General features: G+C 42.6%; 26 protein-coding genes. 17 read left to right on the top strand and 9 right to left on the bottom strand.

The features are described 5' to 3' along the window. The first annotated feature begins 2 nt into the window (after positions 1 to 2). Positions 3 to 1,481 carry a glutamate synthase subunit beta gene (locus ACEN82_RS06980; protein ID WP_112655527.1) on the top strand — a complete coding sequence of 493 codons (1,479 nt, stop codon included), beginning with the start codon at positions 3 to 5 and terminating at the stop codon, positions 1,479 to 1,481. A 117-nt stretch (positions 1,482 to 1,598) separates the two neighbouring features. On the opposite strand, the gene ACEN82_RS06975 is transcribed toward ACEN82_RS06980, so the two are convergent. Further along, positions 1,599 to 2,024 carry an SRPBCC family protein gene (locus ACEN82_RS06975; RefSeq protein WP_413322192.1) on the bottom strand — a complete coding sequence of 142 codons (426 nt, stop codon included), beginning with the start codon at positions 2,022 to 2,024 and terminating at the stop codon, positions 1,599 to 1,601. Next, positions 2,021 to 2,359, bottom strand: coding sequence for an ArsR/SmtB family transcription factor (locus ACEN82_RS06970; RefSeq protein WP_413322191.1), 339 nt, complete (start codon positions 2,357 to 2,359; stop codon positions 2,021 to 2,023). Before ACEN82_RS06970 ends, ACEN82_RS06975 begins: the two co-directional genes overlap by 4 nt. 331 nt (positions 2,360 to 2,690) lie before the next feature. Here ACEN82_RS06970 and ACEN82_RS06965 point away from each other — a divergent pair, with 331 nt between their 5' ends. Further along, positions 2,691 to 2,984, top strand: coding sequence for a hypothetical protein (locus ACEN82_RS06965; RefSeq protein ID WP_139159960.1), 294 nt, complete (start codon positions 2,691 to 2,693; stop codon positions 2,982 to 2,984). Positions 2,985 to 2,991: 7 nt separating this feature from the next. Here the strand turns inward: ACEN82_RS06965 and ACEN82_RS06960 are convergent, their stop codons facing one another. Continuing rightward, a complete protein-coding gene (locus ACEN82_RS06960; RefSeq protein WP_413322190.1) occupies positions 2,992 to 3,459 on the bottom strand; it encodes a CYTH domain-containing protein in 468 nt (155 codons plus the stop codon). 96 nt (positions 3,460 to 3,555) lie between these two features. On the opposite strand from ACEN82_RS06960, the gene ACEN82_RS06955 reads away from it, so the two are divergent. The 8 genes from ACEN82_RS06955 (at position 3,556) to ACEN82_RS06920 (ending at position 13,222) form a co-directional block, all read left to right on the top strand. Beyond that, on the top strand, positions 3,556 to 4,497 hold the full coding sequence (locus tag ACEN82_RS06955) for a hypothetical protein (RefSeq protein ID WP_413322189.1): 942 nt from the start codon (positions 3,556 to 3,558) through the stop codon (positions 4,495 to 4,497). Positions 4,498 to 4,570: 73 nt separating this feature from the next. Continuing rightward, entirely contained in the window at positions 4,571 to 5,509 is a 939-nt protein-coding gene (locus ACEN82_RS06950) for a hypothetical protein (protein ID WP_413322188.1), read from the top strand. Between the two features lie 75 nt (positions 5,510 to 5,584). After that, on the top strand, positions 5,585 to 6,526 hold the full coding sequence (locus ACEN82_RS06945; RefSeq protein WP_413322187.1) for a hypothetical protein: 942 nt from the start codon (positions 5,585 to 5,587) through the stop codon (positions 6,524 to 6,526). 158 nt (positions 6,527 to 6,684) lie between these two features. Continuing rightward, entirely contained in the window at positions 6,685 to 9,408 is a 2,724-nt protein-coding gene (locus ACEN82_RS06940) for a carboxypeptidase regulatory-like domain-containing protein (protein ID WP_413322186.1), read from the top strand. Between the two features lie 154 nt (positions 9,409 to 9,562). Then, entirely contained in the window at positions 9,563 to 11,083 is a 1,521-nt protein-coding gene (locus ACEN82_RS06935; protein ID WP_495643978.1) for an IS1182 family transposase, read from the top strand. A gap of 165 nt (positions 11,084 to 11,248) precedes the next feature. Continuing rightward, on the top strand, positions 11,249 to 11,653 hold the full coding sequence (locus tag ACEN82_RS06930) for a DUF1761 domain-containing protein (RefSeq protein ID WP_413323202.1): 405 nt from the start codon (positions 11,249 to 11,251) through the stop codon (positions 11,651 to 11,653). A 191-nt stretch (positions 11,654 to 11,844) separates the two neighbouring features. Continuing rightward, positions 11,845 to 12,708, top strand: a complete 864-nt coding sequence (locus ACEN82_RS06925; RefSeq protein ID WP_413323201.1) for an aldo/keto reductase — start codon at positions 11,845 to 11,847, stop codon at positions 12,706 to 12,708. A 115-nt stretch (positions 12,709 to 12,823) separates the two neighbouring features. Beyond that, a complete protein-coding gene (locus ACEN82_RS06920) occupies positions 12,824 to 13,222 on the top strand; it encodes a hypothetical protein (RefSeq protein ID WP_413323200.1) in 399 nt (132 codons plus the stop codon). A 136-nt stretch (positions 13,223 to 13,358) separates the two neighbouring features. On the opposite strand, the gene ACEN82_RS06915 is transcribed toward ACEN82_RS06920, so the two are convergent. Further along, positions 13,359 to 13,649, bottom strand: coding sequence for a YciI family protein (locus tag ACEN82_RS06915; protein WP_413323199.1), 291 nt, complete (start codon positions 13,647 to 13,649; stop codon positions 13,359 to 13,361). Positions 13,650 to 13,829: 180 nt separating this feature from the next. On the opposite strand from ACEN82_RS06915, the gene ACEN82_RS06910 reads away from it, so the two are divergent. Together ACEN82_RS06910 and ACEN82_RS06905 are read left to right on the top strand one after the other, a co-directional pair. Then, a complete protein-coding gene (locus ACEN82_RS06910) occupies positions 13,830 to 14,996 on the top strand; it encodes a galactokinase (protein WP_413323034.1) in 1,167 nt (388 codons plus the stop codon). A gap of 113 nt (positions 14,997 to 15,109) precedes the next feature. Continuing rightward, positions 15,110 to 15,640: an RNA methyltransferase gene (locus tag ACEN82_RS06905; protein WP_413323033.1), complete on the top strand. Its 531-nt coding sequence runs from the start codon at positions 15,110 to 15,112 to the stop codon at positions 15,638 to 15,640. A gap of 82 nt (positions 15,641 to 15,722) precedes the next feature. Here ACEN82_RS06905 and ACEN82_RS06900 read toward each other — a convergent pair whose 3' ends face one another. Next, positions 15,723 to 16,400: a GNAT family N-acetyltransferase gene (locus ACEN82_RS06900; protein WP_413323032.1), complete on the bottom strand. Its 678-nt coding sequence runs from the start codon at positions 16,398 to 16,400 to the stop codon at positions 15,723 to 15,725. A gap of 63 nt (positions 16,401 to 16,463) precedes the next feature. Here ACEN82_RS06900 and ACEN82_RS06895 point away from each other — a divergent pair, with 63 nt between their 5' ends. Continuing rightward, positions 16,464 to 17,162 (top strand): YdeI/OmpD-associated family protein, encoded by a 699-nt coding sequence (locus ACEN82_RS06895; RefSeq protein WP_413323031.1) that lies wholly within the window; start codon positions 16,464 to 16,466, stop codon positions 17,160 to 17,162. 76 nt (positions 17,163 to 17,238) lie between these two features. Here ACEN82_RS06895 and ACEN82_RS06890 read toward each other — a convergent pair whose 3' ends face one another. The 3 genes from ACEN82_RS06890 to ACEN82_RS06880 form a co-directional block, all read right to left on the bottom strand. Continuing rightward, the gene (locus ACEN82_RS06890; RefSeq protein WP_090526601.1) at positions 17,239 to 17,454 is read right to left on the bottom strand and encodes a hypothetical protein; all 216 of its coding nucleotides are present in this window, start codon (positions 17,452 to 17,454) and stop codon (positions 17,239 to 17,241) included. A gap of 140 nt (positions 17,455 to 17,594) precedes the next feature. Further along, positions 17,595 to 18,146, bottom strand: coding sequence for a GNAT family N-acetyltransferase (locus ACEN82_RS06885; RefSeq protein ID WP_413323030.1), 552 nt, complete (start codon positions 18,144 to 18,146; stop codon positions 17,595 to 17,597). A 35-nt stretch (positions 18,147 to 18,181) separates the two neighbouring features. Continuing rightward, positions 18,182 to 19,126 (bottom strand): hydroxypyruvate isomerase family protein, encoded by a 945-nt coding sequence (locus ACEN82_RS06880; protein ID WP_413323029.1) that lies wholly within the window; start codon positions 19,124 to 19,126, stop codon positions 18,182 to 18,184. 221 nt (positions 19,127 to 19,347) lie between these two features. Here ACEN82_RS06880 and ACEN82_RS06875 point away from each other — a divergent pair, with 221 nt between their 5' ends. Beyond that, entirely contained in the window at positions 19,348 to 19,833 is a 486-nt protein-coding gene (locus ACEN82_RS06875; protein WP_090526595.1) for a hypothetical protein, read from the top strand. A gap of 45 nt (positions 19,834 to 19,878) precedes the next feature. Next, positions 19,879 to 20,076 carry a hypothetical protein gene (locus tag ACEN82_RS06870; protein WP_090526592.1) on the top strand — a complete coding sequence of 66 codons (198 nt, stop codon included), beginning with the start codon at positions 19,879 to 19,881 and terminating at the stop codon, positions 20,074 to 20,076. A gap of 69 nt (positions 20,077 to 20,145) precedes the next feature. On the opposite strand, the gene ACEN82_RS06865 is transcribed toward ACEN82_RS06870, so the two are convergent. After that, positions 20,146 to 20,475 carry a YbjQ family protein gene (locus ACEN82_RS06865; RefSeq protein WP_090526590.1) on the bottom strand — a complete coding sequence of 110 codons (330 nt, stop codon included), beginning with the start codon at positions 20,473 to 20,475 and terminating at the stop codon, positions 20,146 to 20,148. A gap of 396 nt (positions 20,476 to 20,871) precedes the next feature. Between ACEN82_RS06865 and ACEN82_RS06860 the strand changes: the two genes are divergently transcribed. After that, positions 20,872 to 21,363, top strand: a complete 492-nt coding sequence (locus ACEN82_RS06860; protein WP_090526588.1) for a D-glycero-alpha-D-manno-heptose-1,7-bisphosphate 7-phosphatase — start codon at positions 20,872 to 20,874, stop codon at positions 21,361 to 21,363. A gap of 175 nt (positions 21,364 to 21,538) precedes the next feature. Beyond that, entirely contained in the window at positions 21,539 to 23,059 is a 1,521-nt protein-coding gene (locus ACEN82_RS06855) for a hypothetical protein (RefSeq protein ID WP_413323028.1), read from the top strand. The last annotated feature ends 98 nt before the right edge of the window (positions 23,060 to 23,157 follow it).

Below are 23,157 nucleotides of genomic sequence, written 5' to 3'. Positions count from 1 at the left end.
AAATGGGAAAACCTACAGGATTTCAGGAGTTTAATCGCGAACTTCCATCAAAAGTTCCGGCTGCTGAACGCGTTAAGAACTATAACGAATTTGTGAATTTATATACTGAAGAGAAGCTTAACCAGCAATCGGCCAGGTGTATGAATTGCGGTATCCCTTTCTGCCATTCGGGATGCCCTTTGGGTAACATCATACCTGAGTTTAATGATGCCGTGTATCGTAAAAACTGGGAAGAAGCTTACCATATATTATCATCAACTAATAACTTCCCTGAGTTTACAGGCCGCATCTGCCCTGCTCCATGCGAATCTGCATGCGTGTTAGGCATCAACAAGCCGCCTGTTGCTATTGAGGAAATTGAGCGCCATATCATCGAGATCGCTTACGAGAAAAATCTTGTAAAACCAACTGCTCCGCTCGTTAAAACGGGCAAAAAGGTAGCCGTTGTAGGTTCGGGCCCTGCGGGTCTTGCCGCAGCAGCCCAACTGGTAAAAGTTGGCCACACCGTTACCGTTTACGAACGTGATGACCGTGCAGGCGGCTTGCTTCGCTATGGCATCCCGGATTTTAAACTGGAGAAATGGGTTGTTGAGCGCCGTGTTGAGGTGATGGAAAAAGATGGCGTTGTATTTAAATACAACAGCGAGGTTGGCGTAAACGTAGCTGCTGATGAACTGGTACGTAACAACGATGCCGTGATTTTAGCAGGAGGTTCAACCATCCCGCGCAACCTTAACATTCCGGGCCGTGAGTTAAAAGGCATCCATTTTGCAATGGATTTCCTGAAACAGCAAAACAAACGTGTTAGCAATATTGAAGTTACTGCCGAAGATATTATAGCTACAGGCAAAGATGTAGTGGTAATTGGCGGTGGTGACACCGGATCAGACTGTGTGGGTACTTCAAACCGCCAGGGTGCTGCATCAATCAAGCAATTTGAGGTGATGTTCCAGCCGCCGGCTCAGCGTACACAGCATATGCCATGGCCTACTTACCCAATGGTACTGAAAACTACCAGCTCACACGAGGAAGGTGCCGACCGTTTCTGGGGTGTTAATACTTTAGAATTTTTAGGCGATGAAGAAGGTAACCTGCGTGCCCTGAGAGTAGTTGATGTCGAATGGGAACAGGATTTTATGGGTCGCCCTGTAAAATTCCATGTAGTTGAAGGTTCGGAGCGTGAAATCCCTTGTCAGCGTGTATTCCTGGCTATGGGTTTCTTACATCCACAGCATGATACTTTCATCAGCCAGCTTGGCGTTGAAATTGACGACCGTAAAAACGTTAAAGCCAAAGAAGGTGTTTACCGTACCAACGTAAGCAAAGTGTTTACAGCAGGCGATATGCGCCGCGGACAATCACTGGTGGTTTGGGCTATATCTGAAGGCCGCGAAGCTGCCCGCAAGGTTGACGAGTTTTTAATGGGCCACTCTCTGCTGGAAAGTAAAGACGCTGTTAACCAGTTCGACCAGGTGTTTTAATGTTAGAGATTGGAGGTTTGAGATTAGAGGTTAGTTATTTTTAACTCACAAAGTAGATATCTCCTTATCATATTGTTTTAATTATAAAGCCGGGCGTTTGCCCGGCTTTATTGTTTTTTACTTTTCAAGATACTCTTTAAGCGAAATACCTGTAATATGTGTCCAGCCGGCAACAAAATTTTCTTTTTTGAAGGAATCCAACGGCGGGAAAGTTTCCAGACCGCTATGGGTGAGGATTAATTTGGTACCATTCCCTTCAGGAAAAAGTTCCCACGTAACTTCCGAGTCACCTTCGTAGCCATCATATCGCCAGGTATAAGCAATGGTTTTACCCTCAACAACTTTAGTTACCCGGCACAGGTGACGGTATTGAAAATTATCCCTATCTCCCGCCGTAAATTCAAATTCAAATCCTACCTCGGGTTTAAATTCGGCAAGGTCAAAATACCATTCTTTCATTTTTTCTTTAACGGTAATGGCTTCCCATACCTTTTGAATGGGCGCCGAATAAACACGTTCAATTACAAATGGTTGTGTGCTCATAGTTTGCTTTTTTTATGGTTATCTGTATTTTGTTCGTTGGTTAAAAAAGCGTCGAGGGCATCGAGTTTCTGCGTCCAAAACCGGCGGTATTGCTCTGCCCAGTCTGTAACTTGCTTTAACTGTTTCAAATCGGCGTAGCAATAGCGTTCCCTCCCCTGTTGCTTAATAATGATCAAACCGCATTCGGTTAATATTTTTATGTGTTTGGATACGGCCGGCCTGCTGATATCAAAATTATCGGCTACGGCATTAAGGTTCATTTGCCGGCTGGCCAGCAGGTTAATGATCTCACGACGGGTTGGGTCGGCAATGGCCTGGAAAACATCTCTTCGCATAGTAACAGAACGGAAACATGAAACCGTTCGGTTACAAATATAAATGAAACCATTTGGTTACGCAATATCTATTTTAATTTTCTTAAAAAGATGCAACACGCACCTACAGGGTGCTACTTTACTTTCAACATACTTATTTACAAGCATATGCAATACACTCCTATCCGCAAATCATTTCATTATTCGCCAAATAAGCGATATGGTCAGCAAGCAGCAGCGCCTATACCATAGGTAATTTTACGTAGTGAAAATTGGGTGATTATACCTATTTCGGGGTATTGCTTTTTACCATATTTTTATCCCACCTGAATGTTTAATGCAATTTAATACAATGGCAGTACGTATAGTATCTATAAAAACCGACAGCGCACCGCACGATAACCCGTATGTGGCCATCGACTCACTTGAATGGATCAACGAGCGGATCAATGTAAAAGGCCTCACCGAAAGGTCGAAACTTTATGACTGGATAAAACATGAGGATGGTGAGGCTTACATTATTGATGACAAAGGCAATAAAACCAGCTTGATCCCTGCTGTTTGTCCCAAGGGCAACAAGTATGTGAAGACTGTTTACGACGAATCGAAACCCGACTATCTGCTCGGCTTACCGGAATGTGCCTGAAAAGTTGCTACCAGTTTTTAAAAGGATGAACGCTTAACCTGGCATTATAATACCGATCATCGCCGGTTACCTCAGTTGTTACCCATGGAGGCAGTTCAAACTCTTCATCCTCGCTGCCAAGTTCAATTTCGGCCATCAGTAAGCCCTGGTTATCGCCTAAAAACTCGTCAACTTCCCAAAGTTTACCGGCATAAGTAATGCGGTAGCGGTGTTTTTCCAACTCGGAAGCGGCAAAATTATCAAGCAACTGAACGCCATCGGCTGCGGGAATAGTATATTCAAACTCGCTCCGGCTAAAACCTGCTGTATTCCCTTTTATAGTGATATATGCTTCTGCATCAGTAACCCGTACCCTGATAGTTTTCTTTTCATCACTAAAAATGTACCCCTGCCTGAAATGCACTGCTTCAGGCTTTGTTACCTGCTGCCATTTCTCCTGATCTACCAAAAATTTACGTTCTATTTCAATTGCCATCAGCTTATATCAGATTTACTTACAATCTGCAATTTTAGCATTATTTAACATTTGGGCGTTGGTAAATATCATATATTTATAATATATCGAACCTATATGCTAATTGCTAAACCTTTTACAAATTTAACCTGCATTGTATTGACTTTGTTTTGCCTTGGCTGTAAACACCGCAACATTGTTAAACATGACGGCGAAAAAGATCTGATCTCATTTAAACCTGTCTTTGGCATCAGCTATACCGAAATTGCGCGCCGTTCACAAAACGGGCTATCATTTAACCATTTTGGTTACCAGTTAGAACCGGAATGGAAAATGCGATTTGTTTCAAATGATTCTACCAGTATCTATAGCCCAACAAAAAAACAGTTCATCAATTTTCCCCTTACCCGTGGTTATGACTCTATTTTTAATACGGCCCGCACCTGGCTCAAAGTTAAAACCATGACAAAAGACAGCATGATCATTGAATTGCTCAAGGCCTATGCAGATTCGGTTGATACGCGCGGCGCCAAAGTTTACATGGTTTTTTATGCGGATAATTATATTAAAAATGTACTCCATGGCGATATAAGCAAATGCAAAAGTCCCAGCCGAAGGGATACTGTATATATACAATCATTAACCAATACAGCGGATAAAGATTTTACCAAAGCATTTGCCGCAAGACAACCTGTGGAGATTGAAAGCAAAAGCCCGCATGTTACTTTTAGTAAACGCCATACAGAGCCAACCATGCTCAACAACTTCGATACTTCTTATGATTATATGAACCCCGAGTTTGATATTACCATCGATAAAGCCTACAGCAATTTTTACTATTCATTCTCCATGTTTATTGATCCGGCCGGGCAAATACATTATGGAAAACCCCTTACGGTATTTACAGAAAAAAGCTACGAGGAAAATTATATTCACCTCTCTACAGCGGTAATGAACAGTTACCTTAAATACTACCTGAACTTTATTCCCGGTAAAACACTTGGTATAGTGCATACCAGCGAGATAGCCGTTCATGTTACGGGAAACCGGGGCGTATAGATTCAAGTCACGAGGTTATGTAATCTCCTCGTTTTAGCGTTCATAATAAGTCATATATTTAACAAATACCTATATGATAACTAACAAATCTATAGCAAAATTAACCTGCATTGTTTTGGCTTTGCTTTGCATGGGCTGCAAACAACGTAACATTGTTAAACACAATGGCGAAAAAGACCTGATTTCCTTTAAACCTGTATTGGGTATCAGCTATACAGAAATAGCGCGCAGATCAGATAATGGGCTGTCATTCAATAACTCCGGTTATCAATTAGAGCCGCAATGGAAAATGCAATTCGTTTCCAATGATTCAGCCAGTATTTATAGTCCGGCTAAAAAACAATTCATCAATTTTCCGCTTACCCGCGGATATGATTCTGTTTTTAATACCGCCCGCGCCTGGTTAAAAGTTAAAACCATGACTAAGGATAGCATGATCATCGAAATGCTTAAAGCCCGCGGCGATTCGGTTGATACCCGCGGCGCAAAGGTTTATATGGTTTTCTATGCCGATAATTATATTAAAAACACGCTTCACGGCGATTTGAGCAAATATAAAAGCCCAAACCGCAAAGACTCGATATATATAAAGCGGTTAGCCGAAGCTGCCAACAAAAACATTGAAAAAGCCTTTGCAGCGCGGCAACCGGTCGAGCTTAGCAGCAGCAGCAACCGGATAAAAATAAAAAAACTCCATACCGAGCCAACCATGCTCAACAATTTTAACCCATCCGACTATATGCGACCCGAGTTTAACATCACTATCGATAAAGCCTATGCAAACTTTTACTATTCGTTCTCAATTTTTGTTGACCCCATGGGGCGGATGTATTATGGTAAACCCCTACGGGTATTTTTCGAAGAAACTCAAAGGGTAAGCAATACCCATCTTTCAAAAGCCGTAATGGAGACTTACCTCAAGTTTTATCTTGATGTAAAGCCGGGCAGTACGCTTGGCATTGTGCATACCAGTGAGATTGCAGTAAACGTTACCGGCAAAAGCGGCTTGTAATGATATCGGTCCATTTTTTAGCCATTTATCAAATTATCTATATCTTTAGCAGCAATGCTACTTATCAATTTTAAAATGTTAAAAACGGCAGCATTTGGGCTGCTCTTCATCATATCTGCCTTTATTTCAGGTTGCGGCAGCGGTCCTTCAGGTAAAAAGAAAAGAGAGTTGATCTCCTTTAAACCTTACAATGGCATCAATTATTCCGAAGTATCCAGGCGTCAAAAAAACGGTCTTTCGTTTAACGAATACGGTTATCAACTGGAGCCGCAGTGGAAGCTAAAATTTGTTTCAGACGATTCGATAAGCATTTTCAGTCCAACAAAAAATGCATTTATTAATTTCCCGCTAACACGCGGCTATGATTCAATCTTCAACGCAGCGCGCTCATGGTTAAAGATAAGGCAAATCAATAAAGACAGCATAACCATGGAAATCCTGATCCAGAAAGGGGATTCACTTGATGTTAAAGGCACCAAGGTGTTCATGCGATTTTTTGCTGATAATTATGTAAAACACGTTTTGCACACCGATACCAGTACATTAAGAAGGCCAAGCCGTGCGGATACTGTATTCATCCGTTCGCTTGCCGCTAAAGCAACTGCAGATTATACCAAGGCTTTTGCAGCCAGACAGCCGGCTGTAATAACCAGCAAAAGCCCGCTGGTAACCGTGTCTCGCCGCACCACCAAACCTGACATTCTTAATAATTTCGATAACTCTGATGACTATCTCGACCCTACTTACGACATTGTGATCAAAAATGCCTATAAGGATTTCTATTTTTCCTTCACCATGTATGTTGATGATAAAGGCAGTTTGTACTACGGTGCCCCGCTTGTTGGATTTAACGGCGACCAGGAAAGAGAAGCCGATTATATTCATACCTCAAAAGCTGTTGTGGACAGCTACTTTAAATTTTACCTTAATGTAAAGCCTGGTACTACCCTGGGCATCATCCACTCGAGCATGGTCTCAGTACATGTTGAGGGCAAGGCCAAAACTGCAGCCAAGTAACAATTGTGCTATTTTGTATAAGCGTATAGCTTTTAGCGTTTAACTTTCGCAAGCGGCTAAAAAAAGCATTTGTAAAAAAGTGTTAAATAAACAGCCGCTAAAAATGCAATACGGCTAAATGTTTATATTAGCCCCTGTTACTTCTTTAACTTATATTGATGATCATACGTCGATTTTTACTCCTATTATGCCTGTTAACCGCATTTGGCGCATCTGTTTTTGCCCAGCAGGATAGCATCCCCCTAACAACCATAATCGAAAAAACAAGCAAGTTTAACAGCAGCTACCCTATCGAGAAGGTTTACCTGCATACAGATAAACCTTATTACGCTGTTGGCGATACCATTTGGTTTAAGGCCTATGTAACCATTGAGAAGCACCAGCCATCGGCATTGAGCCGCATTGTTTATGTCGACCTGATCAACAACCGCGATTCCGTAGTTGAGAGTCAGCGCATTGCAGTTACAAACGGTTTTGCAAGTGGTAACATTGTGCTTAACGGAGATACTTATAAACAAGGAGCTTACCGCCTGCGAAGCTACACCAACTGGATGCGTAATTTTGACCCGGATTATTTTTATGACCATACTTTTAATGTTGGCAATGCCATAGATAACCAGGTACGCACCAACATCACTTATAAAAGCTCAAGCAAAAGAACAGGCGTTAAAGTTGATGCTACCATCCTTTACAAAGGGCCGGACAACAGTCCGTATGCAAACAAAAAAGTAAACTGGCAGCTGATGAAAAATGGTGACCCTGTAAGCAAAGGCCACGGTATTACTGACGATAAAGGCATATTGCAGGTTGACCTGCCCGAAAGCCAGGCCGATGTAATTACTGGCGGTATCCTGGTTACTTCCATTGACGTTGGCGACCGTAAAACTATCAGCAGCAGCTTTTCCATGCGTACAGCCGTTAAAGGCTATGATGTGCAGTTTTTTCCGGAAGGAGGGCAGTTAACCAACGGAATCCGCACAAAAGTTGCTTTTAAGGCTATAGCCTCAAGCGGGCTGGGCGTTGATATCAAAGGAACTATTGTTGATGATAAAGGCGCTGAGATTGCCCAGATCAGCAGTGCCCATTTAGGAATGGGCATCTTCGCTATCACTCCCGATATCGAAAGATCATACAAAGCAAACATTACTTTCCCCGATGGATCACAGGCTACCTATAATTTGCCTCGCGTACAATCAATGGGAATAAATATTGCCATTTACAACAATGATCCAACCAATCTCACTGTAAAAATATCGGCTAACGATTTGTTTTTTCAGCGCAAACAAAACAAAAGTTTTTACCTGGTAGCGCAAAGCGGCGGCGTTATTTACTATGCGGCTCAAACTGTACTACAGAGCACAGTTTATTCGGCCAATATCCCTAAAAGTAAGTTCCCTACGGGTATTGTGCAGGTAACGTTGTTTTCATCTGGCGGATATGCTCTGTGCGAGCGGATTGTGTTTATTCAGCATAACGACCAGATGAACCTGGCCCTTAAGACGGACAAGCCATCATACACTACAAGGGGCAACGTTAAGATCACTGTATCGGCAAAAAACAATACAACCCCGGCCGAAGGCAGCTTTTCGGTAGCTGTTGTTGATGATGGCACAGTACCGTCAAATGAAGATGCAGAATCAACCATATTGAGTAATATGCTGCTCACCTCCGATCTGAAAGGGTACATCGAAAAACCGAACTATTACTTCAACAAACCCGATGATGAAAAACTGGCCAACCTGGATATTTTGATGCTTACCCAGGGTTACCGTCGTTTTGATTATGAGGATATACTGGCCGACAAAAATCCGCCTATATACCTAATGCCGGAGCAAGGCATTGACGTAACAGGAACATTGAGGACCAATGCGGGCCTCCCGGTAGCCAAAGGCAGTTTAAGGTTGCTTATTCCTGATAAAAACTTTTCGGCAGAAACAATTACCGATATGTCGGGCAATTTTAAATTCTCAAACGTGAATGTGCCGGATACATCAAAAATTACACTGAGTGCCCGTAACAATCCTAACGGACGCAACATGGTCATATCGGTTAATGGCGAAGCTTATCAAAAACTGAGCAAAAACAACAACATCCCCGATGAGATCCTGAATATTGACAGTACTTTCCGCCCCTATTTACAAAACAGCTATAAGCAATATCAAAGCTCACGTACCATAAAGGAAGTTGTTGTAAAATCGACCAAGATCGTAAAAAAAGCCAGCCATGCTGATTATGGCACCTTCTCTGGTTTACCTATGCAGGCCGATCATGAAGTATCTGCACAGCAATTACAGGGCTGCCCTTTGTTGTTAAACTGTTTATCAACCATGGCAATGGGCCTTACCTATATCGACAACAATTTTTACGTTACCCGCGATTACAATGCCGGCGGCCGCACCCCGGTGCAGGTATATGTAGGCAGCCTGCCTGTTGATGCCAACTTTTTATCGAGCATCCCATCGAGCGAGGTTGAATCTGTGGAGATCTTTTTAAATGATGGGGTAAGCGGCATCAACCGTAGTACCCAAACCAAGGGCGTACTGGTGATTAACAAAAAGGTTGTTAAAAAACAAAAGATAACCCTCGCACAATTACAGGAACTTATCCCCAAACAAAATGTGATCACTTTTGCAGTGCAGGGCTACACTAAAGCCAAAGAGTTTTACTCGCCTAAATATGATGTAACCAAAGCAGGCACGCTTGGCGGCGACTTACGTAATACTATTTATTGGAAACCTAACGTAATTACCGATAAAGCAACCGGCACTGCAACCATCAGCTTCTTTAACAGCGATCAACGCGGCTCATACCGTGCTATAATTGAAGGAATTGACGCCGAAGGCAATATAGGCCGAAGTGTGATCCACTACAACGTAAAATAAACCAGCACAAATTTTGCTGACAGAAAAAAGCCCTGGTTGCTACAGCGTGGCCGTTGCGCAACTGAGAAAAGACTCGATCGAATAAAGTTTTGATCGGGTCTTTTTCTTTGATTAACTATTTGGTAGTCAGAGATTTATTTTGTATATTAAGGACATGCAAGGCAAAAAAGATTATCAGGAAAAGCTCTTCATCAGGTTTCAGCTTTCAGACTATGTTCCGGCTGATAACTTCTACAGGCGTTTGAAAGACATACTTGATCTCCACTTTGTTTATGATACAACGGCCAAATATTATGGTACAGAGGGTCAAAAGAGCATTGACCCGGTTGTGTTTTTCAAACTAATGCTTGTTGGTTATTTAGAGAACCTGAATAGCGATAGGCGCATTATTGCTACCTCACGTATGCGCATGGATATCCTCTATTTTATAGGATATGATCTGGATGAAGAACTTCCCTGGCATTCGACATTAAGCCGCACACGCCAGCTTTATGGAGAAGATGAGTTTACAGCTGTGTTTAAACAGGTTCTGAAAAAGTGTATTGATGCAGGTTTGGTAGCAGGTAAAAGACAGGCTATCGATAGCGCATTTGTCAAAGCCAATGCAGCTATGTCAAGTTTGGTCGAACGCGAGATCATGAATGATGCATCAACTTATGGCAAGCAATTGGACGATCATAATGATGAAGCCCCGGCTGGGGACATACCGGATGAAAACACCAAGCCTAAGCCGAGAAAGAACGCTAAAGTTGATAAGAAAGCGAACAGCAAGCGTTACAGCCCATCAGACCCTGATGCCCGGTTATCGGTGAAACCCGGAAAAACAACGCGGCTGAACTATTCGGCTCATGTAAGCGTAGATACACAAAACCACGTTATTACACACATCCAGGCCTTTCATGCAGATAGAGGAGATGCACCATGTCTGCCTGATATCCTTACCCATGTCGCCGGAAACCTTAAAGATAATGGCATGGAAATAGAAGATGTGCTTGCCGATACAGGTTATAGCGGTGAAGCGGCGCTTCTGTTTTTAGCTGATAATCATATTAAAGGCTTCATACCTAACAGGTCAGGATGTCAAAGCAGGGAAAGCCGGCAGGGCTTCAGTTATGACGGGGAGCAAGACCGGTATGTTTGTCCTGAAGGCAAATACCTTACTTTTCACAACTTCAAAAAAGCAGAGAACGATAATACCCATAAGATATATCGTACCAGTGTTAAAGATTGCAGGGACTGTCCGCTTAAAAGCACCTGCGCTAATCTGCAAGGCTTTAAAGTGTTTAAGGATTCCGTAGCTAAAGACCTTTATATAGAAATGCATGAACGCATGCAAACCCGACAAGGGAGCAAGGCCAGGAAAGTAAGACAAAGTACGGTAGAACCGGTACTGGGCACCCTGATCAATTTTACAGGCATGAAACAGGTAAACACAAAAGGGCTCGAATTGGCCAATAAATGTATGATCATGGCCGCCGTTGCCTATAACCTTAAAAAACTTGTCAATGGCGTTTCAACAAAGGTCAGAAGAAGAATAAGAAAAATACCCGGGAACCATTCTGATGCTTTTATTAATACTTTTTCGGCCTGTATCTCAATAACAGAGCACTCATTAAACGCTTTAGGGATGGCGATAAAAGCAAATGGCCGAATAACCATTTGCTCTGCAAATTAATTATTCAGCCATTTTAAGCCCTGTTGCGCAACGGCCACGCTACAGCAGCCAGGGCTTTTCATTTATCCCTATTTGTATCAATCTATTAGCTTTTGGCTTTGGGCATTCAGCTTTTAGCTATTAATAGTTATATTAGTACAACCAATTAATTTAAACATTATCATCATGAATTTTCAACTTATCAACTGGCTGGCCGTTGTGGTTGCAGCATTATCCGCGTTTTTAGTTGGCGGTTTCTGGTACTCTCCTGCCCTGTTTGCCAATGCATGGATGGCAGATAATAAACTTAGCAGTGCCGAGCTTCAGGCATCCAGCAAAGGAAGGGCCTTTGGCTTTACAGCGTTCTTTTCTATTATTATGGCTGTAAACCTTGCTATGTTTTTAGCCGTTCCAACTACGACTGCCACTTTAGGGACACTATGGGGTTTCCTTGCCGGCATCTGGACATTCTGCGCTATTGCCATTCACAGTTTGTTTGAGCTCAAAAGCTGGCGGTTGATATTCATAAACGGCGGCTATAGCGTAGTGTCCTTAACCCTGATGGGATTGATATTAGGTGCCTGGAGATAAGATGATTCACTAATAGAAAACGAATTTATGCGAATTACACAAATAGTCATCGAGCTTTAATTCGTGTAATTCGTTCACACCCATTAGTGCAATTAATGTAGGTTCAAAATGACATTGATGTTATATAATCCATGAACAATACCGGTGATTTTTAGTTGAACTTTACAGTAGTCAATCCAAAATACATTACCATGGCAAGCACAACAAGTTCATTTGAAAAGACATTCACCATTGGTGGCGACATTACCATTAATCGTTTAGGTTACGGCGCAATGCGGATTACCGGCAGCGGTATCTGGGGACCGCCAAAAGATAAAGACGAAAGCATCCGTGTATTAAAACGCGCTGTTGAGCTGGGCGTAAACTTCATTGATACGGCCGATAGTTACGGGCCAAATGTATCGGAAGAGTTAATTGCCAAAGCCCTGCACCCATACCCAACCGACCTCCTGATAGGTACCAAAGGCGGCTTATTACGTACCGGCCCCAACGAATGGCCTGTGGACGCCTCGCCGGAGCATTTGAAGGAAGCTCTTGAGGGCAGTTTGAAACGCCTCCAGGTTGATCGTATTGATCTGTACCAGCTACACCGCATCGACCCTAAAGTCCCTGCCGAAAAATCATTTGAGTTTTTGCAAAAAGCACAGCAGGAAGGTAAGATCAGGCATATAGGCTTATCTGAAGTAAGCGTTGACGATATCAAGCTTGCCCAGCAATACTTTGAAGTAGTATCAGTACAAAACATGTACAGTGTTGATAACCGCAAATGGGAGGCCGAACTGGAATACACCCGCGATCATAACATCGCCTTCATTCCATGGTTCCCGCTTGGCGGCGGCAACGTACAGGGCGAAGACATATTAGGCCGTATTGCCGCCAAACACGATGCTACCATTCATCAGGTGGCGTTAAGCTGGTTATTGCATCATTCGCCAAACATTCTGCTCATCCCCGGCACATCAAGTGTTAAACATTTGGAGGAAAATATGAGAACCGCCGATATTCAACTGTCAGATGATGATACAGATGTATTGAACAGCCTGTCTGAAGCATAAATAAACCATTTGAAGAGCTAAAATTAAAAGGATGTCATTAATTTGGCATCCTTTTAATTTTGAATCAAATTGAAAGGAATGAACACCGGCACCTATTATGAAACATCAATCCTAAATGAAAAGTAAAGAAGAAATACTAAACAACTATAACACTACAGGCAAGGATGGCCTGCCGGAAATATCAGCCGAAGACCTGCTCAACGCCATGGAAGCTTACAAACAACAATGGGCCGAGGCAGCTTTTAACGCAGCAAGGAAACAACGTAACGAAGCTTACGAGTTTGAAACTTTTAATGATTTTATGGCGAGCACCCAGGCTACAGAGCAGGTGCAGGATAACTTCGGTGCTATGATAACCGCGGTAGCTGATAATGTAGTCGCCAATTTTTTGCCGGATGACAGTTCGATAAATGAGTTCGATTTTAATTTTACGATGCAGGGCAAGGGTTATACTGCTTTTTATGCTAAAGATGCTCAGGGATACTGGCAAATGAGCAGATGGGCGGAGCAATAGGCAGTAGGCAGTTTTGAGTTAGCAGTTTGCAGTGAAAATCTGTTTGACATTCTGTGAATCGCTGTCCGAAGTCCCTGGCTTCGAACAGCGGAGTTTTTTGTCACTGCAAACTGCACACTAATGACTGCAAACCGCATTAAACGTCGGCCACTTTAAAGGGCTTTACATCAACGCTTTCCCATACCTTTTGAGTAACATACGGATCATTTTGTTTCCAGGCTTCCATCTCTTCGTCGGTTTCAAACTGTACTATCATGGTTGAGCCAATCATCTTGCCTTCTTCGTTCAGCATAGCTCCTCCTAACACAAAATTACCATTGGCTTTTAAAGCCCTGGCACCATCAAGATGGTGAGGGCGGGCGCCTAAACGACGTTCAAATGCCTCGGCATCGGTGTGATCATAGGCAGTAACGAGGTATTGTTTCATAGGTATCTATTTTAATTGGTATTTAAATAACAGGTCTGCAGCTTTTGCGCCTGCATGTTTTATCAGTGCCGAATATCTGCAAAACTATCGCATTAAAATAAATTAAAAATTAAATTAAATTTATAACTGTAAAGTTGACAATTTTTACAATATTTGTTTTCCGAAAAACCAACCTAAGTAATGAAGAATAATTTGCACCAGGAATTTATTAAGATCTTTAACAAAGAAGCAGACAACGCGTACTTTTCGCCCGGTCGTGTAAACCTTATTGGCGAACATATTGATTATAACGGTGGTTTGGTTATGCCATGCGCCATTACTTTTGGTACTTATTTGCTAACCTCCCCTAATGAGGATGGCGTTTTCCGCTTCAGGAGTTTAAATTTTAGTGAGCAAAAAGATATTCCGTTGCAAGTCAGTTATGAAAAAACCGGCGAAAACTGGTTTAACTTTCCTATCGGTGTTATTGACCGCTTTGTAAAGGATGGTCATCCGTTAAAAGGCCTGGATATGCTATTTTATGGCGATATCCCAATTGGCTCGGGTTTGTCATCATCAGCTTCTATCGAGGTGGTTACCTCCTATGCACTTAACGACCTGTTTAACAGCGGCTATAGCAAGCTCGACCTGGTTAAACTGTCAAAAGATGTAGAAAACAACTTTATAGGTGTTAACTGCGGTATCATGGATCAGTTTGCGGTTGCCTTTGGCGAAAAGAACAAAGCCCTGATGCTTAACTGCGATACCCTGGATTACCAGGCGGTTGACAGCAATCTTGGCGATTATGTACTTGCCATTATCAACACAAATAAACCCCGCAAACTGGCCGAATCAAAATACAACGAACGCGTAGAAGAGTGCCAGGCAGCCCTTATGGCCCTGCAACAGCAACTGGACATTAAATATCTTTGCGAGATCAATAGCACTATTTTTGAACAATACAAACACCTGATAACCGATCCGATTGTGCTGAAACGCGCAAAACACGTAATTGAAGAAAACGACCGTGTAAAACTGGCCGCAACGGCCCTTGCAGATAACAACCTGACCGAGTTTGGCAGGCTGATGTACGCCTCACATGATTCCCTACGCGATTTGTACGAAGTAAGCGGTGTTGAACTGGACGCTATTGCCGAATACAGCAAAACTAATCCTGATGTTGCGGGCGCTCGTATGACGGGTGCAGGTTTTGGCGGTTGTGCCATTGCCCTGGTAAAAGGTGACGCGTTTGATAATTTCAGCAAAGAAATAACCGAATACTACACGCAAAAAATTGGCTATGCACCTTCAGTTTATAGCTCGCTTATTGGCGATGGCGTAGGCGAACTGGCTTCAGTAGCTAACTAACCGCTTTTTTGTATTTTTGCACTTGGTTCATAGTTGATAGTTCATGGTTCATAGCCTGTTATTAAACAAATATTGGCTATGAACTACGGTCTATGAACCATGAACTAAAGAGTATGCGCAAATTAAAATTGGATGAGCTGAACCGGGCTACGGTTGATGAATTTAAAGCACAGGATAAATTGCCGGTAGCAGTAGTGCTGGATAATGTGCGGAGTATGCACAATATTGGCTCTATTTTCCGCACCTCCGATGGTTTTGCAGTTGAACAGATCTGCCTTTGCGGTATTACCGCCCAACCACCTCACCGCGAAATTGAAAAAACAGCCCTTGGCGCAACCCAATCAGTAAACTGGACTTATTACGAAACTCCTTTGGAGGCTGTTGAACAATTACGTAACGATGGCTACCAAATCATAGCCATTGAACAAGCCGAAAACAGCACCATGCTTCACGAGTTTAAACCTGCCGAAGATGGCAAATATGCCCTGATTTTTGGCAACGAGGTAAACGGCGTAAGCGACGAAGTAATGCAAGCGATTGACGCCTGTATCGAAATCCCCCAGTTTGGCACCAAGCATTCGTTTAACATAGTTGTATCAGCAGGAATCGTACTTTGGGACTTTTTTGCCAAGATGGCGATATAGAACCTCACCCAAACCCTCTCCAAAAGAGAGGGCTTAAAAATGCTTCTTAAAGTCTCCCCCCCTCGGGGAGATTTAGAGGGGGTTACTTCCTCAGTACATAAAACGACATTTCCTTCCTCGTTACAAAACCGAGCTTTTCATACACTTTAATAGCCCTTTCATTTTCACTTTTCACATGCAGAAATGGAATTTCAGAAGCTGCTTTGATCCGCTTAGCCTGGTTTAACAATAATTTGCCTGCATAACCACGCCCCAGATAATCGGGGTGTGTACAAACTGCGCTGATCTCGGCATAGGGAGTAGGGTTTAAGCGCTGGCCGGCCATAGCAACCAACTTATCTCTATCAAATATGCCGTGATAATGTCCAAACTCAATAGTTCGCTCTATAAAGGGGCCAGGATTGGTTAGTTGAGTAAGTTCAATCATTTGGGGTACATGTTGCTCTGTAAGCGGCAACAGATCGTCATCAGCAAAACCAGCAGGCGCCTCTCCCTCAAAAACCATCTGCAGGCATTTCAGATAGTGTACTATGTTCCACTGCTCCGGGATTACAACATCATGTGGTGCAATAAATATAAAGTGGCTTTCAAAAGGAATGGTATCGTAAAGCAGGTTGAAATTTTCCGCAGATATTTCGGGAATAGCAACAAAAGGCGAAACCTCCTTCGGGAAATATTTAGCTATATCATTACCGCCCGCAAAAGCTTTATTACCGGTGCTAAGGGCGTTCCAGGCCGGGTTGTCAAGTACATGTTCCATCAAGGCAAAGCTATTAAAAATACCATGTAGCAGGGTTTGGGCTTGTCATTCAATTTTAATTTATTGCTTACATTAGCTTTATCCATAATCAATGTGCTTACTATGAATGCCCTTGCTAAAAAACTGCTGATCAAACCAAATTCACGCTGGTTGTTGCAAAATGCGCCCGCAGGTTACCAGGATAGCTTGTCTCCCCTGCCGGATAATGCCAGCCTTGTATTTAACACCGGAGGCGAATTTGATGGCATCCAGCTATTTGTACCCAACAGTACAGAACTGACATCCGAACTTAAGGTGATCACTCCCCTCCTCAAAGCCGACACCGTTTTCTGGATCATCTACCCAAAGAAAAGCTCAGGTATCCAAACAGATCTGGAGATGATGAGCAGTTGGGACGCTCCGGCCCAATATGGCTTGCGGCCTGTAGCATCAGCTGCTGTTAACGAAATATGGACTGCATTACGCTTTCGCTCTATTGAAGCTGTAAAAGTTTCTGAAGGACGAAATGAGGCTGTACGAAATAATGAATACGGCGATTATATTGACGTGGATAATAAAATAGTAACCCTCCCCCATTACGTAAAAGAAACATTGGAGCAACATCCGGCAACGCTTGACTACTTTCAATCGCTGGCTTACAGCCATAAAAAGGAGTATGTACTTTGGATCCTTACAGCCAAACAGGAAAAAACCCGCCAGGACCGCTTAACTAAAATGGTGGAAATGCTGCAGAATAAAAAGAAGAATCCTTCGGATAAATAAAAAATTTCAAATGGTTACTATACAAAAGCGCCCTGCATTTTCAACAAATACAGGGCATTTTTATGTTTAGTTTTATTTACCAGCCAGAGCCTTTTTTAGCATTACCATTTTTGATATGCTCTTCGGCAGTTGCTTTGCCCATGATGGCAGCCATTTTGTTACCTTCACTGTCAGTTCCTGTTGCAATGTATCTGCCCGATTTTACGTCGATAACGGGATTGATCATTGGTACATTTTTAGTTTTTGTTTTCACTGAATAAGCGGTGATGCCACTTCCTTTTTCTGTTGCCATGATAAGTTTCTTTTGTTTTTTAATGTTAACCCCATTTAAACTGAATTGTTTTCAGCACAGGTATAATTGGTTTCTATGCGTAAACATGCATCATTTTTTTTTAATTAAAAATAGCTGGCATAAATAATTTGTTAACAGATTTAAGTTTGTGTTAATAACGAATAAACCATCGTATCCTCAAAACGACCGTTATACAAATGATCTTCCTTAAAATAAGCTTCCTGCACAAAATTATTTTTGAGCAATAATTTAATTGAAGCGAAATTCCCCGGACTTACATAAGCTCCTATAGAGTGTAGTTTCATCACATTAAAACCATAGTCGATAGCGGCCGTTATCGCCTCCTGCATGAGTCCCTGCCCCTGGTATGCGGGGTTTAAAAGGTACCCGATCTCGGCACGGTGACTGTCTTTCTCTATCCGCCAAAAACCTATGCTCCCAATATATTTATTATTGCTTTTCAGGCAGATACACCAGGTAATACCATCATTTTTGCCAAGCAGGTCTTCTATCACGTCTATCAGTGCAACAGCGTCATCAATGGTTTTGCTGATTGGCCGGTGAATGTACTGCATCACGGTTTCGTTCGATCGCATTTCGAACAAATCGGCAGCGTCATCACGGGTAAAACGCCTTAATATAAGGCGCTCAGTTACCAAAACAGGAAACGGATTAAAGTTGGGACTAAGCATAAATAATGTTAATAACCGGCTGCAATAGCGGCAATTTAAATAAAACTGTCCGCTTCGCGATACGCTTTAATTAATGCAAGCTCACCTTCTTTTCCTGTTCCGGCTGTGCCATGCTCCATACCCATTACGCCTTTATAGCCTTTATTATAAATGTGTTTGAATATGTTTTTATAATTAACCTCACCGGTTCCCGGTTCTTTACGGCCGGGGTTATCCCCTATCTGGTAATAGCCTATCTCATCGTAAACCAAATCAAGTGTCGGGATAATATTACCCTGGTTACGTTGAACGTGATACATATCATACAGGATCTTACATGACGGACTTCCCACAGCCTTACAGATGGCATAGGCCTGGTCGGGTGTACGCAGGAACAGATCCGGATTATCGCTTAGCGGCTCCAAAACCATAATAATGCCGTGCGGCTCCAGTATAGCAGTTCCCTTTTTTATGGCTTCAATAACATTGCCTGTTTGCACACCGATAGGAAGTTTCCGCGCAAAATCGCCGGGGACTACGGTAACCAGTTTGCTGCCTACGCGTTTGGCTACCTCAACCGCCTGCTTACAGGAGGCGATGAACTTCTCAACCTGGTCGGCATTGCCGGTTGCCAGCATGTTACTATCGTTGCCCAAGCCTGGCTGCACAAAAACGCCCATTGCCATACCCAGCTTTGCTAATGTATCGCCAATCTTTTTTTGCTGCTCAACCGGCCGGTCACTCATCCCGTTATCCTCAATAGCGCGGAAACCTTTATCGTAAGCAAATTTTATCTGGTCGATAAAATCATCGCCTGCATGGCTTTTAAACATGCCGTCGTGAATGCCATAGTTAAGATTAAAAGGTTTATCGCCGGCTACAGCAGCTACTTCTCCTGTAGGTTGAGCGCAACCGGTAAGCGCGGAGGCTTTTAAAACACCTGTGGTAAAAAGTGAAGCCCCGGCCAGTACCGAGCTTTGAACAAAGTTTCTGCGTTTCATGAGGGTTGTTGATTGGTTTGCGGGCTAAATATAGTCATTGTGACAGTTAATTAAACAGCACAAGGCTTTTACTATCACAATTAATCGGATTATGCAACCCCTTAAACTTGCCGGCCCGTAATAGTATATAGTCGTTACATTGTAACTATTTCGTGGCGGTAGCCCGGAGTGATTGAACCTTTTAGTATTTTAATTGTCATAACAAAAAAATTAACCACGTTATGAAATTTCAATTAGGCTTTGTTTCCCTTATCACAATAACGGTTGCCTCTTGCTCGGGCAATCATTCAACAAATGATGCCGACACGGCAATAAAAAAGGAAGACACTGCCATGGCTAATGCACCCGACGCGCCGGCTGTAAATATGGAGTATTGCTTTTATACTACTGAAGGTACCGCCAGCCAGGATACTACAAAAGTTAACCTGCATATTAACGGCAATAAAGTTACCGGCGATATGGACTGGCTGCCCAAAGAAAAAGATGCCCGCAAAGGCAGCCTGATGGGCAATTTAAACGGCAATGTTATTAAAGCCTTATGGACTTACGGCCAGGAAGGCCGCACGGATACGCTGAGCGTAGAGTTTCAGCTAAGGGGTAACCAGCTTGCCCAAAAGCCTTACAGGTACGATCCCAAAACCGGCAAGCAACAAACCAACAGCACAGCTGACTATACAGTAATTTACAGCATGAAAAATTGCCGTTAATTTAAACGCAATTTATAAATTAGCTAAAAAAAAAAGGTCAAGAAAATGGAAAAGCGCGAAACCAGTATACTATATCTTGTTTTAGGATTATATAGTTTAATGATAAGCTGGTATTACAATCACAGTGTTATTTTACTTATTATCCATTACATATTTTGGCCTGTTTACCTGATATATGAGCTGTTGATAGGCCACCTTGCCCACGGCATGTGGAAAACCATCCCGCTTTCATATTTTAAATAAAGTAAAGCAGTACTCTATAAAACAGAAAAACCACCCTAAAATCATACCAGGGTGGTTTTTCCTTTTTTATTAAACCTTTTCAACCACAACAGCGGTACCGTAAGCAAGCACTTCTGTAACGCCCTGCATTACTTCGTTGGCATCATAACGCATGTTAATAATGGCATTGGCACCAATAGCCTGAGCGTGCTGAATTAAAAGCTGGTAAGCCTCTTCGCGCGCGTTTTCGCACAGTTCAACATAAATTGAAAGCCTGCCGCCAAACAGCGATTGAAAACCGCCGGCAATATTGCCCAAGGCGCTGCGGCTGCGCACCGTAATGCCGCGTACAACGCCTAAATGCCTGGTAACCCTGTAGCCATCTAAGGCTGTACTGGTAGTAATAAGTGATGTATCCATTTTTAGTTTAAGTTTGTTAGCCAGCAATTTATCCGGCCTGATTTTTATTTAGATGTAGTATGGTTAACGATATTACGTAAATATCTGTTTTTATTTTTTGAGATCAATGGTTGTGATCAGAGATTAGTGGCTGGAGGTTAGAGATTAGTTTCTTTGCATATACAATCGCTAATGATATCTGAATTAAGAGCAAATCTTAAAATCCGTTTAATCCAGGTCAGAAACATAGCCGGTATCCGCTATTAACCAATGCAAACTCCGTTTTCAATTTAAGTAATCGAAGCAAACTGCCTATGCTTCTTAAACCACCAACCATGATCTATGAACTATAAACCATGGTCTATAGACCATCGACTATGGACTAAAAAACGTACCTTCGCCAAAAAATTAAAATAGATGCCTGATAAAATTAAAGCTGTTTTTTTAGATCGTGATGGTGTGTTAAACCAGGAAATGGGTGATTACGTTCGCCGTTTTGAGGATTTCCATGTACTTGATAACTTTGATGCCCTTAAAACCCTGCAGGATCGCGGCTATATGCTGCTTGTTGCTACCAACCAGGGTGGTTTGGCCAAAGGCTGGTATACTGAAGAGGAACTGGCAAAAATGCACGCTCACCTGAAACAGGTTTATCATGAACACGGCGTTGAACTTACCGACTTTTTTTACTGCCCGCATCACCCCAACTTTACCGGCGACTGCGATTGCCGCAAACCAAAACCGGGGCTCCTGCTGCAAGGCATAGCTAAATATAACATTGATCCGTCAAAATCTTACTTTATAGGCGACCGTGAACGCGATGTTGAAGCAGGTACAGCTGCAGGTGTAAAAGGCATCCTGATTGACAGCGACCAGCCGATCAGTACGGTGCTGGATCTGATACTGTAAAAGCAAAAACATATGTCATTGCGAGCGTAGCGCGGCAATCTCGTAGCCAATGCATTTCCGATCTGCTTGGCTACGAGATTGCTTCGTCGTTCCTCCTCGCAATGACATAAAAATAAAGCCCTTTCCCTAAAACATTTTCTTCTCTCCTGCTTTTTACCAATATTCATATTATCCTATGCAAAAAAGCCGCTACTTAAAAAACCTTGATACTGTAATAGCCGCCCTTATCGGCTGGTTTATATTAAGCTTGTTTTTCAGGTATAGCGGTGTAGGAGTTTCTCCGGATAGTATCATGTATACCAGCGCGGCCAGGAGCTTTAAAGAGCACGGTACCCTGCTAACGTTTAACCATGTACCTATTGTTGACTTTCCGGTTTTCTATCCTATTTATCTTGGTATAATTTCAGTTATCACCCAGATAGATCCTGTTAAGTTTGGCGCAATGTTGAATGGCATCATGTTCGCCACACTCATTTTCACCAGCGGCTGGATCATGGAACACTTTGTACCTGCCTCAAGAATTTATAAATGGCTGATGCTGGCGGCAATTATCCTCAGTCCACCGTTGTTACAGGTATATTCATACTTATGGTCGGAGACCTTGTTCATTCTTGAGATCCTGTTTTTTTGGGTTGCTTTCCGCGAATACCTTTTAAAACACACGCTTAAAGCACTTATAGTGGCAGCCGTTATAGCAGCAATAAGTTGCATAACCAGGTACGCGGCTGTTACCATTGTAGGTACAGGCGGTTTACTTTTGCTATTGGACAGGGTATTGCCCCTTAAAAAGAAGATTACCCATATCATTGTTTACGGGCTAATTTGTATCTCGCTATTGGTAAGTAACCTCGTATTCAATGCTTTTGTGACAGGTACAACAACCGGTCCGCGGGAGCCATCTATCACTCCGTTTAGCAAAAACCTATATTACTTTGGTACCGTAATGTGCGATTGGATGGGCCTCACTCCCAATCAATACTGGGCTGCTACACCTATAGCTATTATTATTTTCCTGGGCTTTATTGCTGCCCTGGCCTTCAATTATTATCGCCGCAAGCTGGATAGCTTTGAAAATTTGGCCATTACCTTCGCATTGGTTTACGGGGCTTTTATTGTGCTCTCATCTACTTTCTCAAGGTATGAACGGATCAATCACCGCCTGTTATCGCCATTGTACATTTCGGCTTTATGGGGATATACCAGTTGGGCTTTGCTCCTGCTGAAAAAAATAAACAATACCACTACCCGGCGCATTATCGGTGCTGTAATGATTGTGCTGATGCTGGGTTTTATCACCAGCGAATTTTTGATAGATAAAGCCCGGTACAACGACCAGGTAGCCGACGAATACGGTAACCCCGGCTATACCGACGAAAGCTGGATAGATTCGGAATTTGCAGCCTATTTAAGGGGTACAGACCACAGCCTGTTTAAACCCGGCGTCAAAATTTATACCGACGCGCATGAAGCCGTTTACTTTTTCTCGGGCATGTCATCATACCTGGTGCCGCACCGTTTCTTTACTAAGGATATCGATAAGTTTTATAAGGTGAAACATTATTATCTTATTTGGTTTAATGTATTGGAGAACCCTGAACTGATCAACCTGAAGGATATTCAAAAAGTTAAAAACCTTAAAAAGATCAAGGATTTTGGCGAAGAAGGGGCGATTTATGAATATAAGTCTGAACCATGATTTGCGGGATTTTAGGATTACCCATGAATTGAATAAACGCGGCTTGCTTTCTCCCGCCGTTGTTGGTGTTGTCACCAACAACTTGTTCCCGTATCTGT

This window comes from Mucilaginibacter sp. Mucisp73, from assembly GCF_059491465.1.
This window is presented reverse-complemented; position numbering and strand designations above follow the sequence as displayed.

What these genes read in the sequence shown, in the direction of transcription:
- ACEN82_RS06980 (WP_112655527.1), top strand. Translation starts at nt 3, where the DNA reads ATGGGAAAACCTACAGGATTTCAGGAGTTTAATCGCGAACTTCCATCA.
- ACEN82_RS06975 (WP_413322192.1), bottom strand. Translation starts at nt 2,024, where the DNA reads ATGAGCACACAACCATTTGTAATTGAACGTGTTTATTCGGCGCCCATT.
- ACEN82_RS06970 (WP_413322191.1), bottom strand. Translation starts at nt 2,359, where the DNA reads ATGCGAAGAGATGTTTTCCAGGCCATTGCCGACCCAACCCGTCGTGAG.
- ACEN82_RS06965 (WP_139159960.1), top strand. Translation starts at nt 2,691, where the DNA reads ATGGCAGTACGTATAGTATCTATAAAAACCGACAGCGCACCGCACGAT.
- ACEN82_RS06960 (WP_413322190.1), bottom strand. Translation starts at nt 3,459, where the DNA reads ATGGCAATTGAAATAGAACGTAAATTTTTGGTAGATCAGGAGAAATGG.
- ACEN82_RS06955 (WP_413322189.1), top strand. Translation starts at nt 3,556, where the DNA reads ATGCTAATTGCTAAACCTTTTACAAATTTAACCTGCATTGTATTGACT.
- ACEN82_RS06950 (WP_413322188.1), top strand. Translation starts at nt 4,571, where the DNA reads ATGATAACTAACAAATCTATAGCAAAATTAACCTGCATTGTTTTGGCT.
- ACEN82_RS06945 (WP_413322187.1), top strand. Translation starts at nt 5,585, where the DNA reads ATGTTAAAAACGGCAGCATTTGGGCTGCTCTTCATCATATCTGCCTTT.
- ACEN82_RS06940 (WP_413322186.1), top strand. Translation starts at nt 6,685, where the DNA reads ATGATCATACGTCGATTTTTACTCCTATTATGCCTGTTAACCGCATTT.
- ACEN82_RS06935 (WP_495643978.1), top strand. Translation starts at nt 9,563, where the DNA reads ATGCAAGGCAAAAAAGATTATCAGGAAAAGCTCTTCATCAGGTTTCAG.
- ACEN82_RS06930 (WP_413323202.1), top strand. Translation starts at nt 11,249, where the DNA reads ATGAATTTTCAACTTATCAACTGGCTGGCCGTTGTGGTTGCAGCATTA.
- ACEN82_RS06925 (WP_413323201.1), top strand. Translation starts at nt 11,845, where the DNA reads ATGGCAAGCACAACAAGTTCATTTGAAAAGACATTCACCATTGGTGGC.
- ACEN82_RS06920 (WP_413323200.1), top strand. Translation starts at nt 12,824, where the DNA reads ATGAAAAGTAAAGAAGAAATACTAAACAACTATAACACTACAGGCAAG.
- ACEN82_RS06915 (WP_413323199.1), bottom strand. Translation starts at nt 13,649, where the DNA reads ATGAAACAATACCTCGTTACTGCCTATGATCACACCGATGCCGAGGCA.
- ACEN82_RS06910 (WP_413323034.1), top strand. Translation starts at nt 13,830, where the DNA reads ATGAAGAATAATTTGCACCAGGAATTTATTAAGATCTTTAACAAAGAA.
- ACEN82_RS06905 (WP_413323033.1), top strand. Translation starts at nt 15,110, where the DNA reads ATGCGCAAATTAAAATTGGATGAGCTGAACCGGGCTACGGTTGATGAA.
- ACEN82_RS06900 (WP_413323032.1), bottom strand. Translation starts at nt 16,400, where the DNA reads ATGGAACATGTACTTGACAACCCGGCCTGGAACGCCCTTAGCACCGGT.
- ACEN82_RS06890 (WP_090526601.1), bottom strand. Translation starts at nt 17,454, where the DNA reads ATGGCAACAGAAAAAGGAAGTGGCATCACCGCTTATTCAGTGAAAACA.
- ACEN82_RS06885 (WP_413323030.1), bottom strand. Translation starts at nt 18,146, where the DNA reads ATGCTTAGTCCCAACTTTAATCCGTTTCCTGTTTTGGTAACTGAGCGC.
- ACEN82_RS06880 (WP_413323029.1), bottom strand. Translation starts at nt 19,126, where the DNA reads ATGAAACGCAGAAACTTTGTTCAAAGCTCGGTACTGGCCGGGGCTTCA.
- ACEN82_RS06875 (WP_090526595.1), top strand. Translation starts at nt 19,348, where the DNA reads ATGAAATTTCAATTAGGCTTTGTTTCCCTTATCACAATAACGGTTGCC.
- ACEN82_RS06870 (WP_090526592.1), top strand. Translation starts at nt 19,879, where the DNA reads ATGGAAAAGCGCGAAACCAGTATACTATATCTTGTTTTAGGATTATAT.
- ACEN82_RS06865 (WP_090526590.1), bottom strand. Translation starts at nt 20,475, where the DNA reads ATGGATACATCACTTATTACTACCAGTACAGCCTTAGATGGCTACAGG.
- ACEN82_RS06860 (WP_090526588.1), top strand. Translation starts at nt 20,872, where the DNA reads ATGCCTGATAAAATTAAAGCTGTTTTTTTAGATCGTGATGGTGTGTTA.
- ACEN82_RS06855 (WP_413323028.1), top strand. Translation starts at nt 21,539, where the DNA reads ATGCAAAAAAGCCGCTACTTAAAAAACCTTGATACTGTAATAGCCGCC.